Annotated in this window: 16 protein-coding genes; 7 read left to right on the top strand and 9 right to left on the bottom strand. The window is 45.9% G+C overall.

Features of this window, described 5'->3' with window-relative positions; translation table 11 throughout:
* Window positions 1–780: 780 nt before the first annotated feature.
* Window positions 781–1101, top strand: coding sequence for a hypothetical protein (locus BM122_RS18220; protein WP_074906964.1), 321 nt, complete (start codon window positions 781–783; stop codon window positions 1099–1101).
* Window positions 1102–1222: 121 nt separating this feature from the next.
* Here BM122_RS18220 and BM122_RS18215 read toward each other — a convergent pair whose 3' ends face one another.
* Window positions 1223–1528: a hypothetical protein gene (locus tag BM122_RS18215; RefSeq protein ID WP_371264949.1), complete on the bottom strand. Its 306-nt coding sequence runs from the start codon at window positions 1526–1528 to the stop codon at window positions 1223–1225.
* A 71-nt stretch (window positions 1529–1599) separates the two neighbouring features.
* The gene (locus BM122_RS18210; protein ID WP_074906963.1) at window positions 1600–4302 is read right to left on the bottom strand and encodes a cation-translocating P-type ATPase; all 2703 of its coding nucleotides are present in this window, start codon (window positions 4300–4302) and stop codon (window positions 1600–1602) included.
* Window positions 4303–4753: 451 nt separating this feature from the next.
* Between BM122_RS18210 and BM122_RS26620 the strand changes: the two genes are divergently transcribed.
* The 3 genes from BM122_RS26620 (at window position 4754) to BM122_RS18190 (ending at window position 5515) form a co-directional block, all read left to right on the top strand.
* Window positions 4754–4828, top strand: coding sequence for a hypothetical protein (locus BM122_RS26620; protein ID WP_442754544.1), 75 nt, complete (start codon window positions 4754–4756; stop codon window positions 4826–4828).
* Between the two features lie 118 nt (window positions 4829–4946).
* The gene (locus BM122_RS25470; RefSeq protein WP_256212191.1) at window positions 4947–5135 is read left to right on the top strand and encodes a DUF190 domain-containing protein; all 189 of its coding nucleotides are present in this window, start codon (window positions 4947–4949) and stop codon (window positions 5133–5135) included.
* A 128-nt stretch (window positions 5136–5263) separates the two neighbouring features.
* The gene (locus BM122_RS18190; protein ID WP_218152156.1) at window positions 5264–5515 is read left to right on the top strand and encodes a hypothetical protein; all 252 of its coding nucleotides are present in this window, start codon (window positions 5264–5266) and stop codon (window positions 5513–5515) included.
* Here BM122_RS18190 and BM122_RS24430 read toward each other — a convergent pair.
* Both BM122_RS24430 and BM122_RS18185 read right to left on the bottom strand, forming a co-directional pair.
* Window positions 5489–5746, bottom strand: a complete 258-nt coding sequence (locus BM122_RS24430) for a hypothetical protein (protein ID WP_218152155.1) — start codon at window positions 5744–5746, stop codon at window positions 5489–5491. The two genes, BM122_RS18190 and BM122_RS24430, sit on opposite strands and share 27 nt — an antisense overlap.
* 6 nt (window positions 5747–5752) lie before the next feature.
* Window positions 5753–7057: a c-type cytochrome gene (locus tag BM122_RS18185; RefSeq protein ID WP_218152154.1), complete on the bottom strand. Its 1305-nt coding sequence runs from the start codon at window positions 7055–7057 to the stop codon at window positions 5753–5755.
* Window positions 7058–7483: 426 nt separating this feature from the next.
* Here BM122_RS18185 and BM122_RS18180 point away from each other — a divergent pair, with 426 nt between their 5' ends.
* On the top strand, window positions 7484–7801 hold the full coding sequence (locus BM122_RS18180) for a BON domain-containing protein (RefSeq protein ID WP_074906961.1): 318 nt from the start codon (window positions 7484–7486) through the stop codon (window positions 7799–7801).
* Window positions 7802–8312: 511 nt separating this feature from the next.
* Here BM122_RS18180 and BM122_RS18175 read toward each other — a convergent pair.
* Together BM122_RS18175 and BM122_RS18170 are read right to left on the bottom strand one after the other, a co-directional pair.
* Window positions 8313–9056, bottom strand: a complete 744-nt coding sequence (locus BM122_RS18175; protein ID WP_074906960.1) for a hypothetical protein — start codon at window positions 9054–9056, stop codon at window positions 8313–8315.
* Window positions 9057–9496: 440 nt separating this feature from the next.
* Window positions 9497–9718 carry a hypothetical protein gene (locus BM122_RS18170; RefSeq protein WP_256212190.1) on the bottom strand — a complete coding sequence of 74 codons (222 nt, stop codon included), beginning with the start codon at window positions 9716–9718 and terminating at the stop codon, window positions 9497–9499.
* On the opposite strand from BM122_RS18170, the gene BM122_RS21870 reads away from it, so the two are divergent.
* On the top strand, window positions 9705–9923 hold the full coding sequence (locus BM122_RS21870; RefSeq protein WP_218152153.1) for an ATP-binding domain-containing protein: 219 nt from the start codon (window positions 9705–9707) through the stop codon (window positions 9921–9923). The two genes, BM122_RS18170 and BM122_RS21870, sit on opposite strands and share 14 nt — an antisense overlap.
* A gap of 362 nt (window positions 9924–10285) precedes the next feature.
* Here the strand turns inward: BM122_RS21870 and BM122_RS18160 are convergent, their stop codons facing one another.
* A complete protein-coding gene (locus tag BM122_RS18160; protein ID WP_074906959.1) occupies window positions 10286–11767 on the bottom strand; it encodes a DVUA0089 family protein in 1482 nt (493 codons plus the stop codon).
* A gap of 2 nt (window positions 11768–11769) precedes the next feature.
* Window positions 11770–12054 (bottom strand): tyrosinase family oxidase copper chaperone, encoded by a 285-nt coding sequence (locus tag BM122_RS18155; protein WP_143083524.1) that lies wholly within the window; start codon window positions 12052–12054, stop codon window positions 11770–11772.
* 415 nt (window positions 12055–12469) lie between these two features.
* Here BM122_RS18155 and BM122_RS25465 point away from each other — a divergent pair, with 415 nt between their 5' ends.
* The gene (locus tag BM122_RS25465; protein WP_256212189.1) at window positions 12470–12601 is read left to right on the top strand and encodes a hypothetical protein; all 132 of its coding nucleotides are present in this window, start codon (window positions 12470–12472) and stop codon (window positions 12599–12601) included.
* A gap of 629 nt (window positions 12602–13230) precedes the next feature.
* On the opposite strand, the gene BM122_RS24425 is transcribed toward BM122_RS25465, so the two are convergent.
* A partial coding sequence (locus BM122_RS24425; RefSeq protein ID WP_218152152.1) for a hypothetical protein occupies window positions 13231–13449 on the bottom strand: 219 nt, incomplete at its 5' end.

Raw genomic sequence — 13449 nt, 5'->3', positions numbered from 1 at the left:
TAGTAAGGTTCTCCTTCTCTCGAACGGATAATACTTTACGGCGAAATGATATCGGATAGGTCATCCCTAAATTATAATCAATCTATAGGAGATATGCTATATCAAGGAAAGTGACACGCTCGGTGGCAAGAAAGGTGGCTAAGGTATTGATCACAACGTCGCTTCGGCATCAGACACATCCTCATCTACTTCTTCGTTTTGGTAACGCGCCGTCTTTCTCACTCACAGCTACGACTGGTTTCTGGCCGAATTGAATCGCTTTCGAACTGTGTTTTGAATAGCAGCACTGTTACCGTCACACCATGCATTCCTGACCATCGGCATGAATTTATAGATCATCAGGGTTCACCTAATGCTTGGGTAATTTCTTCGATGTTGTTCATTAGAGGTCAGTCTAACTGTGGCTAATGAAAGTTTTTTCCAGTTTACAGCCAGGTTAAAGCTCCCAATCCTGCTGCACGACCACTGGTCAAAATAGCGGTGAGTAAATAGAGCTTATTCAGAAAGTATAAGCAATTGTTGTTACATAAGAATATCGTAAAAATCATTTATAAGTGCAAGGTTTTTAAATAAATCATGCAGAAACCCTTGCACTTGGTTTGAGCGCAAGCTCACTTAAGTTCAATCAGTTTTTATTAAACCGCATACTGTTATGGATGATATTCTTTATAAAACAGTATATCTATGCGCAATAAACATGGTAGAGCTGTCTGAAAATAGCATTTTAATCGAAATCGAAAATTTTGCTACCGAGCTAACAAAATAAGTAGGAGAACCGAGATGAACGTTAAAATCCTTGTGCTCATTACTCTGATGGTACTTTTTTTCGTAACATCGAGTTCGGCTGATGTGCTTGATGAAAATGTTCCATTGTTCCAAGTTCCTGAAAAAGCTCAGCATGCCATCAAGGAGCACTCACAAAATGGAATGATAGAAAATATTGAAAAGCGAACGATGAAAAAGAAGGTCATCATTTATAAAGCTAAGGTAATAAAGCCTGATGGGAAAATAATTGAAGTTACAGTCGAAGAAGATGGTACTTTTGTCGAAACTCAGCATTCACACAAACCACACTCACACAGATTGAAACTTAGAGAATGATTTAATTTCTCAGCTTTCCTACCTTAGGTTACCATGAGTGAGGCTGTGGAACTACTTGCAGCCAGCCGCCTGGACATATTTTGACATATGGATAGTAACCTCTTGGGTTCTGGCAATAGTACTAATAATTTATTTGTGGTTGGATGGGCTGAGTCTGCTGCGGCACATAGACTGGCGGTGCTGGAGGTACTACTACAGTTGGTGGAAAAGCATAAGTAGGCGGATAGTAAAAAGGGTAACCATAACCATAAAATCCCGGGCCGAGATATAAACCAAAGCTAAAATGATTGTGCCCATGATCTTGATGGCCCCCATAGTAATGCCCTCCACCACGCCATCCACCATGTCCATCACGAGCCCAGATCGCATCATTTTGAGCAATAACCAGTAGAGCGATCGCTAGATACATTAATTTAGAATTTCTCATGGTCGTTTTGCCTTAATAACGCACCTCCGAAGATAACAATCGGCCAATTCGACCGGCTAATTTGGGGAAATTCATATACCATTTCGGGAAGCAAGATTGAGCAGCCTTTTGCGTACAAGCCACTTGCGCAGCTCCTCCAAGATAAACATCACTGCCGCGAAAAGAATAACGAATTCCCAAACCTCATTTCCAATGGGTGCCGTTCCAAGGAAAGAATTTCCCCAAGGCGTATAATTAATCAATAAGAGAATTACAATTTCCAATATTACCCCCAGAATAATTAGCATATTGCCAGAAAGTCCAGTTGAAAAAACTGATCTAGTGGCGCTTCTGCATAGGAACACATTCACGATTTGCATTACGATTATGGTGCTCAAGCAAGCGGTAGTGGCTTGCATGTACACGGGGTCTTGGTTTGGCAGATTCTGCCCATAAGTCCATCCGGCATTGTTGAGCACAAAGAAAAAGGCAGCCATGGCGGCAATTGCTTCGATTAGTCCCAAAAAGAAATAGGCGCGAAATACCAAGGACCAATTCATTAGTCTTTCATTTTGTGAGCGAGGAGGACGACGCATGATCTGAGGATTGGGTCTTTCGGCACCAAGGCCGAGAGCGGTCAGTGTGTCAGACCCCATGTCGATGGACAAGGCTTGAATCGGCGTCAGTGCCAGTGGAATCTTGAAGAGCAGGAAACCAAGGTAAGGGATCAACTCGGCAACATTGTGAACCAGAACGTAAGTAAGAAATCTGCGGATATTTTCGAATACAGCGCGTCCTTCCTCGATTGCGTTTACGATGCTGGCAAAATTATCATCCAGCAGCACCATATCAGCCGCTTCCTTAGCTATATCCGTACCGGTAATGCCCATGGCAATACCGATATGGGCAGCCTTTAAAGCTGGTGCATCGTTGATGCCGTCGCCAGTAACAGCCACGATATGTTTCTTCTTCTTTAATGCCTCAACAATACGCATCTTCTGGTTGGCGACGACCCGTGCGAAGATAATTTCTTTCGCATCCAAAGCGAGCTGAAGCCTTACATCTGAGAACCATCTGAGCTGCTCACCAGTAATGATGGTTGGATTATCGGATTTAACCAATCCGATTTCTTCTGCGATCGATGTGGCAGTTACAGGATGATCGCCGGTAATCATGATCACCTTGATTCCAGCTTCTTGGCATTTGCGCAGCGCTTCCGACACTTCAGGCCTGGGCGGGTCTTCCAGTCCCGCCAGTCCGATAAAAACCAAATCCTCTTCCAGTCTTTTCCGATCATAACTCACAGCCAATTTTTTGTAAGCAAACGCTAGCACACGTAGGCCTTGCTGCGCCATCGCATCCTGAGCTTGAATGATGTTTGCCTTTGCCTCAGCATCAAGGGGCTGAATCTTGCCTTCGGTGATAGTATGCTGGCAAAGAGGAAGCACCGACTCGGGTGCACCTTTGCAATAAAGGACAGCACCTTCAGGTGCTTGGTGGATGGTGGACAATCGCATGCGATCGGTCTCGAATGGTATCTCGTCCAACTTCGGACAAACAGAAAACTCAGCATTTACATTCAATGCCATTTCTACCAGCGCGACTTCCATGGGATCGCCAAGGAAAGTCGATTTTCCGTGACCCTCTACTTCCTTCAGGTCATGACACATCAAGGCTGTTAGGAAAAAAGGCTGGTAGAGTTCTACAAGGTCTTTATTCTCTTTTACCTCAATAGGCGAATGGAAAGTTTTGCCAAGATAGAGTCGCCGAACCACCATTTTATCTAGGGTTAGCGTACCGGTCTTATCGGTGCAAATAACGGTCGTGGAGCCGAGTGTCTCAACCGAGGGCAAATAGCGAATGAGGGCGTTTCGCTTCGCCATGCGTTGAGTGGCCAGCACGAGCGCTAAAGTCAACGTGGGAAGCAGCCCCTCCGGCACCATAGCGACAATAATACCGATCGTAAAGATAAAAGCTTTCCAGAATGGAATATTAACCATCCAGCCAAGCACAAGGAATAGAAGGCCAACCATTACGGCGAGAATTGCTATCAAGCGGCTTAAGTGTGCGATCTCCTTGCGTAACGGTGAAGCTTCCTCTCCAGCCATTTGGGTCAGATGCGCAATTTTACCGAATTCGGTTTGCATCCCGGTAGAGAAAATAACAGCCTTGGCCTGGCCGGATACCATCGTGGTGCCAGCAAGTACGATATTCTTGCTGTCGACCAAGTTTTCCGTATGGGTTGGGCCTGCCCCACGCATTTTTGGCAGCGATTCACCTGTCACAGCTGCGTTATTGACTCTTGCACCAAATGCTTCGATCAACCGGCAATCTGCAGGGATCTTATTTCCCTGTTCTAAGTGGATGATATCCCCTGGCACCAACCGATTTGCTGGCACCTGAGTGACCTTGCCCTCGCGCAATACCTGAGCTTGTTGTGGAAGCAGTTTGCGTAACGCAGCAAGCGTTTGTTCGACGCGATGTTCCTGCCAGAAGGAGAACAATCCGCTCACCAGGATCACAGTGACGATGGCGTAACCTATTTTTGCCATATCCTGACCAGGATCGCTCCATTCACCGAAGAAAGCGAGCCCCGCAGAAATCCACAAGATCAGCGAAAATAAAGTAGTGAATTCCTTGATAAGGCGCAGCCACAAAGGCTTGCGAACCACTTTCTCAACTTCGTTAGGACCGTATTCGTGCAACCGGCGTTCAACTTCTGCGTAACTTAGACCGGTTGCGGTGCTTTTTAGGCTCGCGAGGGCATCAAGCACAGACAGTTGATGGATTCTCATCGAAATCTCACTGAAAGGTTTTACCGTTCAAGTAACACTATATTTCATTGATGTAAAACAAACAAAAGCACACGCCGCTTCGTTCTGGTCAGTAATGATTACTCTGGTGATCTCATTTACTGCCACTAATCATGTAAAGAACAAAATCTATATGTTCGCTACTATTATAGACACGTATTTAGGAACATTCTTAACAGTTAGATGGGGCAGAAAAAGTTAAGGAAGCAAAACCCTGATAGGGAGTTATGCTATGGCGCAGATACCATATAAAATAATTTAAAGCACATAGGCGGCAAAGAGCTGCTCAATGGAGCATCCTTCCTTTTTCTGATGGTTTTGGCCTGTGCTTATTTTGGCTCAATATCATTAAAGTCTTGAGAATAAGACGCCAGATATTCAAGCGTATGCCCGGAATTGGCAATGCCGGTTTTGATATTCTGAATGACGTCTCTTGGTCATCACTGGCTTTCTAGGAGGACTGACGACCTTCTCAACCTTCTCAGCAGAAGTCATCGCATTTATCTAGCAATAACGATTGTTCTGGGCGACTGCTGCGATCGGTGCCCATGTTATCGGCTCATTGACCATGACCCTGTTCGGTCTAGCATCGGTCGCCATCCTGAAACGATTCTGAGGAGAAAAACATGCAGGGTTTTCAAGTAACATTTTTTACCCAACAAGACCGCCGGCATGGCAGTCTGCCTCTTGGTGAATGGTTGCTACAAGAGGGACGTAGACTAGGAGTAGCTGGCGCAACCTTGATCGCTGCAACCGAGGGTTTTGGCCACGACAGAGCACTCCATTCGGCGCATTTCTTCGAATTGGCTGACTAGCCCATTGAAGTGGTGATGGCCCTGAGTGCGCCAGATGCGGACCGGTTATTCTCTCGCCTGCAGGAAGAAAATATCAATGTTTTTTACGTCAAGACGCCGATTGAGTTTGGCATGACCGCGTAGCCTTGATGCCAGAGACTGATTTTTCAGCGCCCGCCAAGAAGGGATGGCTCAACCGCACCATCGCCGTTGCAGGTATCACCAGTACACTGGGCGACTTCTGCTATGAAACCACGACCGTGATCCTGCCAGGCTTTTTGGCAATGCTGGGCATTCGGGCTGCTGCGCTGGGCCGCCTTATCGAAGACATCGCCGATGCGGTAATTTGCATCATTACGCAGCAGCCTGCCACATCAGCGTGTCTTCAAGAATTCGATTAGCGCATACTTATCTTCAACCGAAAGCTCTGCTCCAAAGTAGTGTCCCTGATTTTCAAAGAGATCCGGGCAGAGACTTTCGCCAGTACCGGGATCAAGACTTGCAAACTGAGCAATAGGAGTCCCAGCGGGCAGCGTGATTATTCCAGATGGAGTCGGCAATTGTACTGGGTCGGTGGTGCGCAGAATCGAACTGGGTTCATCTCGCTTATCAGGATTCAGCAACAGATCCATTGCATCCTAGTATGCTGCGATACGACCAGCCACTGATGGATCACCGATGCTTCGGCCTAGCCTGTTATTGTGAAAGAAAGGAGCCGTTGCCCAAATACCCACAAGTGGCATGTTACGGTAAAAACCTGGTCCGCCGGTAGGCCGTTCCTTATATTGATCCGAAGAAAATATAGCCCATATGTGGCCAGCCATCCAGTTAGTAGTACGGGCACGGCAGCTGTTTGTCCCAATCTCAGTAAAAGGATGAATCAAATCGTTCGAGAGAACATCTCGCCTTACCGAACGGTCTCCATCAGAATGGCATGATTCGCATGCCTGAAAAAAGACCCTCTTACCCTTCCCTACAACTTTCCAATCGATATAATCTGCGCCTTCCTGGGCATGAACCAAGCGTGGAGCCCGTGGCGTTTGAAGAAACGCGCAGAGCTTGCCTACAGATTCTTCCGCTTGCAGGAGCTCTGGACATACTTGCCTGCACTCTGCAAGGTTGATGGGCGTTTGGCTCCTGCCAGGGCCATTGGCAAGGTGCCCAATCATGCACTCGGCAGCACACATACCAATGTTGAAATAGACGCGAAGTGCCGCCTGTTCACAACCAATATCATCTTCACCTCCTTGCCCGTTACGGTGAACGCGAGCAGGCTCGCCATTGGCAGTCACATCAAAGAAGGGACGATCCGGTACTGACCAGATCGGTGTAATCATGCCCGGATTATTGATGTGATCATTTTCCAGTAAAGTGGTATCGACAGTGCCAGGAGCCCAGCTGGAAAAGATTTGATAGCGAGGATCGTGCGGCGAAAGGTGGCCCTTAAAAAGCTTGTCGATCCGCAGATATTGATTTCCTACTGTAGGATAAATGTTTTCTTTTTGTGGAGTATTTGGATTTGAAGGTGGACGAACTGGATCAAACCCAGCATGACAAGCGGCACAGGTGATTCCAATAAGCGGAGGCCCTCCTGAGGGATTTGGAAACTTGCGCACTCCTATGACACCGGTAGACTCAGGATCTGTACATCGATCTAAATAGCCCGTCGATGCATCACCTGGGGTGCATTCTGGGTCATTAACAACCCCATACTCATCAAAGCGATTATCCCGTGACGAGGTTAACATCTGATCAAAACCAATCTGGAGACTGAAGGGAGCATTAGGTAAGATAAGACTAAAAAAGCGCTCTCCTCCAAAAGTACTGTTGAACCAGATATTGCGCCCTTCTGCAATGTCCTTTTTGTTTTCTGCAAAGCATACTGCTGATGTGAGCAATAACATAGCAATATACAGCATAACAGTGGTTAATATTTTTCTCATGCTGCCCTCCTCCTTACAAGTAAGAACCACATCTGAGGAACCCAGGAAAAATATATAACAATTAAAAATATTATAGATAGAAATGATTAGCAATCTACCAAAAATATATTGTTATTATTTAAATAACGTGAGTTCGACATATGAAAAGCTGTAAAACGAATCTGAATTCCCTAACTTCCTTATGATGAAGTGATTCCAAAAAGAGCTTCATCATTAGATGAATTAGATTCCATTCACTGCTTTTTTATCCTTAACTCACGTTATTTAAGAAATGGTGGGTCCGTTAAGCTCAATGCTTATGCATGAACTTATAATGTTATCTATACCTCTAAAATATGTAGATGAGCATGTGTAAACCGGTTCTTTCAGTCTAAAATTATCAATGGATGTGTTCTAGGTACGTCAACCCTTCAGGAGTACCTTGCTATGAAACAACTAAATATCCGTTTTCTTACTTATATAATAATTGCTCTAATGGCTTTTTTCTTGGGCGGCGCATCAGTCTCAGCGAAAGAGGAAACGATCGGAGAATACTTAGATGATTCTGTCATTACCACAAGGGTGAAAGCGGCAATTTTAAATGAGCCTACTTTACAATCCACTGCAATCAAGGTTGAAACCTTTGAGGGTATCGTTCAACTGAGCGGCTTCGTGAGTTCCAAGGCCGATATCAACAAAGCGGTTGAAATTGCACGTAGTGTCCTGGGCGTAAAATCTGTCAAGAATGATTTACAGGTCAAGTGACAGTAGATTAGAGCATTATTTCATTAATGTGCGCAGGAATTACATCATCAAGATGAATGAAGATATCAAAATTTTTCCACATTTTCCTGGGATAAGGCTGTGGATAACAGCCTTATCTTGAGCATGGGTAATGCTTATTTCGAGTGCTACAAAAATAGGCTAAAGCTTTTTCCTGGTTGGCCGATAAAAAATTTGTATCAAGGTAATTGTAATTGTTGCTGCATTGATACTTATCATAATCCTTTGCAACCCGGTGGGGTGTCCGCGCTACTCACCGGTTTCTTCTCAATTCATTCCTAAGCTTTGTAGGTTTGTGATTAGCAATAATCACAACAGGAAACCTCCACATAACTATATTTTTAGAGTTTTTCTCTGTATGTATGACTCATAAAACAATTACTTAAAATATTAGTTATCTAAAAGCCAGTTATGCAAAAGTTTCCTTGAGTTTCCTTGAGTTTACCCGTTCAGTTTAGTCGTTTAATCGTTCGGCATCAGCCATGCCAGCCGCTTATTTCCAAGCGATATTAAAATTATAGGTTTTGCCGTTAACAGTCGTGGACGTGAACGGGCCTTCGCCTTGATCATATTTGCCGTTTTTATTCAGATCGATGATGACACCATCGTTAATCAGATTGGCATCGTTATATCCACTATCCACCAGATAAGCCGGATAGGTCTGGCTCCCCAGTGTCACCGAACCTTTAAGCTGGGTACGGCTATAGTGAGATACTTTCTGTGACGACCAATTATTGCTGTTGCTGAAAAACCAGATACTGAATGGATCGGTGCCAAAGGAATCGTTGGGGTCGGCAATTAGCTTTGACCATTTAACTGTCAATGTGGTGGCAAATCCGCCCGGCCCACCACTCCCATCGCCCTGATTTTTAAGCGGGTCGCCATCATCGGTCAAATCACCATTGTGGTTTTTGTCAAAGTACATGACGAATGTGTCTTTGCCATCCTTGTTTTTCAGGTCGAGGGCAAAATAATAAGGATTGACCGGGTCGCCTAGATCGAGCTGCCCGTAATATTGTTGAGTGCCCTTGAAAGTTGGTGATTTGGTTATGCCGGATGGCTGGGTCGTGCTTACCGCGATATTGCCGGGAGTACTGCCTGCCGGCATGACAAAATTGGCAAGGGAGAATTTTTTCGCTTTGATGGTGACAGTTTCGTCAGCGCTAACCAGTGTGGCTCCCGCGAACAAACCTACAGACAAAAAAGCAGAAATACAAAAAAAGTTTTGTTTTTTCATGATTCCTTTCATGCAAATATAGGCAAATCTGTTTCAAGGCAACCCTGCCTATCCGATTTGAACCACCATTTCTGTCGCCCTGAAACTAAAGACAGGCCCAACCTGCGGATTTAGTATAATTATTAGGCAGGTTGTGGGTTATAACAGCATAATCTGATTTGTATTGGAACAATAAGAGCCCTTTTTTCTCCCCTTTTTCAAAGAACCGTATGTGCCAGGAAACTGTTTGATTGCTAACCTGACCTAAGAGTCTTCCAAAATCCACAAAATTTATCTTTGATCAGCAATAAAAAGCATTGATTTTAAGCCATTTTTCGCTATTTGCATGAAAGACGCCTACGGAGGATAGTAATCAAACTATTATCACAAGAATTACTCCTGCTCAGAAAGTCAAAATCAATGAATTACTACGAGTTATTCTCTTGCAAAACCGCAAGAGTTCAAGTAAATGAAGATTCTTTGATCCGTTCCCTCTGCTCCTCCCACAACACCGGCGGATCCACCGCCAAATCGAACAGCGTAATGTGATTTGGCAACTCATCATCCAGAATAACAGCCACAATATCTGGCGCAAGCGTAGTCAAGTTGACCATTCTACTTACATAACTGTTATCGGCTCCTTCCCGAGCAGCGATTTCCTTCAGAGATTTGACCTCTCCCAATTCCAGCTATCCTGCCGTGGTCATTCCTCTGGCGATGCAGCATTACATGCTTTTGGAGCGAAACCTGCTCTATACCGGGGTTACCCGTGGCAAGCAGTTGGTCGTCCTTATTGCGCAACCCAAAGCATTGGCCATGGCGATTAAGACTCAACGTTCACAACGCAGGGTCACTAATTTAATTTCCCGTCTCTCATCTAATGTTTAAAACAGTCGATGTGATAATGTATAAATTATGTTGGGGTGAACAACCCCGAGATATAGAAAAACCAGAAGCGCAGAACCAGAGGTCAAATCCCTCTTTTTTATTAATCTAACTGGTACACTTTTGGCGCGCTACCCGGTACCTATTTGCTCCGTCATTGACAGAAAAATAATTCTATGAGACTTTGGCGTCGTTTGTTTAAATTCACCCCATATAAATTTGTGATGGTATAGATGCCCGAACTGTCGTCCTTCCCGTCAGCTTTGTGTGCAATTTTCTAACCACACCCAGCGAGAAGAACGATGAGCACGAGAACGCTTTTTATTTAAGAACACCAGCAAGTCAACCGAACCATCCCACAATTGTCATGTTCTGACAGAAACGCTATATGCCCCTGTACCAGTCGGGCTGTAGTGTCTGACCTGAACATAATAAACGCCGGCCCCAAGGTTTTGCACGATCCTCGAATTGGTTCCCGGACCACTGTCATCATCTTGGGTAATGACGGTGGTTTGGCTGTTGGGTCCAAACAAAGTAAGAAAGCAATCGGTGCTACCGGCAGTCTCTATAGTGTGCGAACCTGGTGTTACGACGGTAAATGTGTACAGATCCCTTTCGTTCGCAGCGGAAAGGGTGCCTTGCACTGCCGGGCCGTTTACCTGAATGGTCTGGATACCCGGCTGCAGCCCTGATCCTCTCACCGAGATACGGTAACTTCCAGTGGATGAGCTGCTATAGTGCCTAATACGAACATAATATGTTCCCGGCACCAAGTTCCGGGCAATGCGCGAATTTTGATCTACGCCGCTATCGTCATCCTCGGCAATGAGCGCATTGGCATCATTCGGACCGTACAGGGCTGCCACAACATCGGTAGAACCCTCGGTCTCGATGACATAACTCTCCTGAGTGGAGGCAACGAAGCTGTATGCATCGATTTCTCCCGCTTGGCCTATGGAAGCGGTAAACGGCGCTGCATCAACGGTCAGCGGTACGACCTGCGTAGGTTCCTCGTCATCATAAGTGTAGCCGAGCGCATGGTGATCGAGAACGTCTCGGGGCATGGGCGGCGAAGCTTCGTTGTTCCACGGTGGCATCGGGTCATCCAACCCATGTCCATCCACGACTCCGGGCGTGCCGCTGGGTGGAAGGTAATTCTGGCCGGGATTTTCCCGTTGCCATACCGACCACAGGCGGTCGATATTACAATGATGCAGCCAGAACACTGGATCGTTGGGAGATGACATTGCCATCATCGAGCCACCTACCCACATATGACCGGGGTTATGAATAATGCCTTCGAGATGATTTCTAAAACTCGTGCTGGTGCTGCTATTACGGTTCCAGGGCGGAGAATCATAGGGAACGATATTGGTGGCGGTATTCACACCCTGTTGAGTAGGCAGTGATCCCATGACGCCGAAGGCACGGGTGAGAAAAGTATCTGTGTCGCCGGGGTCCAGAACGGTAAGCGTCCACTCCCCTGTAGAAAAGGCGAACGGACCCGTCATCACACGTCCGCCAGGACCCGTTCCATTCCCACCCATGAAATCTGCATTCCAGATGGAGGCGCCCGCCGTGCGATCAACTGTCCAGTCCCAATATGGAATGGAAACATCGGGGTCGATCTCCTGAAGAGCAAGCTCGAATCGGCGGAGATATTCCCTATGCCAAGGCAAGAAGGCGGGGCCACCATGTGCCGGATCGTTTACACCGGCAAGAAAAGCGGTACGATGCTGGTCCACAAATACATCGTACGTGCCGTTTGCCTTCAGCGCCTTTACAGCCGCAACAAAAGCCGCTTTCTCCGCGGCTGTCAAGGTGGATTGATTCTTTCGAGTTCCCATTTTTATCTCCCCGCATCACGGTAATCGATAATTTTCCGTGCGAGGTCCATAGGCGAAGGCTGCGGGTCGAAAGCGAAACCGGTTGCAATATAGGAGCCGGATGAATTCTGTATCACGAAAATTTTCTTCCCGTCAATCTTCAGGTCGACTGCCTCTCCGCCCGCACTTCCCGTCCCGATGGCCGTCGATTCCGCGGTACCTTCTCTCGGCACATCTACCTCTGTTCGAACAACAATCTCTCGACCTTTATAAGTTTCACGCTGCTCCGCCATTTTTTTTCCTCTCACATGTGTTGTTCCAAGTCAAAAGCTGCCCACTCGATGAGCTGGTGTCTTCAATATAGATATATGTGATTTCATCAAAAATAGCAGAAGAGCTCAGCCCGGGCGCAGCCAATTCGTAAAGCACAAACGTCAACAAGCCAGATACTGAATGTCTCATGAATTAGGTCCTCATTCTTGGGTCAGGTGTATGCCTGACCTGCCCTTGAAGCCACGCCCACTTATCACCCCACAAAGCTTGATCTGCTGCGTATAAAAGATTTACGCCCCTTATTCTACGGTTCATTATACACAAACAAACCAGATGTTTAGGAAAATGGCTGCTGAACAATCGCAAAAGCATCTGATTTGGATTTGAAATATGCTGATTTTCATGGAATCTAAAGTTTCATAAACTGAAGAGATGAAATTGAGGAGGACGATGGAATTACCGCGTATACAATATAACCAGTATAGCCAAGAATATGGGGAACAATCAGTTAAGGTTTTTAAGGAAAGTGGATTAACGATGGTTGAAGCAGCAAAACGGCTGTCATTACCCAAGGTGACATAAAAGGAACTGGTTTACGCTGACAAGCGAGGTGAACTCCCAACGATAGGCAAACCATAGAAGCCACTGTCTGATCTTGAATTAGAGTTATTCCGGTTAAAGCGTGAGTTAGCCGAAGTTAAACTGGAACGTGACTTCATAAAAGTGTGCAACGTATATCACGAAGGGGTCGCGGTGAGATACGGCATGATTGACGCTCTGCGGCAGCAATATCTTATTGAGCTTATGTGTCGTGCGCTCGATGTTTCAGAAATCGGTTTTCATGCCTAGCATATTTGTTTCCCTTGTAGCATAACGCTATACACGAAAATTTGATACCAGTTGGAACTAAAAATCGGAGTCCGCGCTCACCCCACCACATCCACCAGAGCAGCTCGATAATACCTTTATATAACAGCATGTTACACATTGATGCTACCCTCTCCCCTACCTCAAGCCAGTGACCGTCGGATTAACAGTCCGGAGCTCAGCTATTCATGCTTACAATTAATCTACCAGCTATTAAAAGTAGGTAGGTTAGCGCAGCTTGGGTGCAGACGTCTAAAGTCGTCTATCGGCACCAAGCTAAACGTGCATGAGTCAATATATTTAAAGTCAAGGTCACCGTCTAATGACAGTAGTTTTTACTCAATTTATGGAAATAAAATGATCAAATTCCTAATAAGATAATGGCAAACAAGGGATTTATGTAGCTTTCCGCAACAGTTCGCACTGTTCCGAATGCGCTCATATAGCATGGTTTGACGCGGGTTTTCATCCCACCACCAACAACCAAACCTCAACCATTCTCGGTTGGGGTTTTTTATTGCCCGTTTACCCAGTGTTGGCGCGCCTTCTAGCATTTTCCTCGC

It is taken from the genome of Nitrosomonas communis, from assembly GCF_900114745.1.
Taxonomy (GTDB): domain Bacteria; phylum Pseudomonadota; class Gammaproteobacteria; order Burkholderiales; family Nitrosomonadaceae; genus Nitrosomonas; species Nitrosomonas communis_A.
This window is presented reverse-complemented; position numbering and strand designations above follow the sequence as displayed.

Excerpts from the sequence above, each read along its gene's own strand:
- BM122_RS18215 (WP_371264949.1), bottom strand. The coding sequence starts at position 1,528 with ATGAGAAATTCTAAATTAATGTATCTAGCGATCGCTCTACTGGTTATT.
- BM122_RS18190 (WP_218152156.1), top strand. The coding sequence starts at position 5,264 with ATGCCAGAGACTGATTTTTCAGCGCCCGCCAAGAAGGGATGGCTCAAC.
- BM122_RS18185 (WP_218152154.1), bottom strand. The coding sequence starts at position 7,057 with ATGAGAAAAATATTAACCACTGTTATGCTGTATATTGCTATGTTATTG.
- BM122_RS18220 (WP_074906964.1), top strand. The coding sequence starts at position 781 with ATGAACGTTAAAATCCTTGTGCTCATTACTCTGATGGTACTTTTTTTC.
- BM122_RS18180 (WP_074906961.1), top strand. The coding sequence starts at position 7,484 with ATGAAACAACTAAATATCCGTTTTCTTACTTATATAATAATTGCTCTA.
- BM122_RS24430 (WP_218152155.1), bottom strand. The coding sequence starts at position 5,746 with ATGGATCTGTTGCTGAATCCTGATAAGCGAGATGAACCCAGTTCGATT.
- BM122_RS25470 (WP_256212191.1), top strand. The coding sequence starts at position 4,947 with ATGCAGGGTTTTCAAGTAACATTTTTTACCCAACAAGACCGCCGGCAT.
- BM122_RS25465 (WP_256212189.1), top strand. The coding sequence starts at position 12,470 with ATGGAATTACCGCGTATACAATATAACCAGTATAGCCAAGAATATGGG.
- BM122_RS18160 (WP_074906959.1), bottom strand. The coding sequence starts at position 11,767 with ATGGGAACTCGAAAGAATCAATCCACCTTGACAGCCGCGGAGAAAGCG.
- BM122_RS18210 (WP_074906963.1), bottom strand. The coding sequence starts at position 4,302 with ATGAGAATCCATCAACTGTCTGTGCTTGATGCCCTCGCGAGCCTAAAA.
- BM122_RS18175 (WP_074906960.1), bottom strand. The coding sequence starts at position 9,056 with ATGAAAAAACAAAACTTTTTTTGTATTTCTGCTTTTTTGTCTGTAGGT.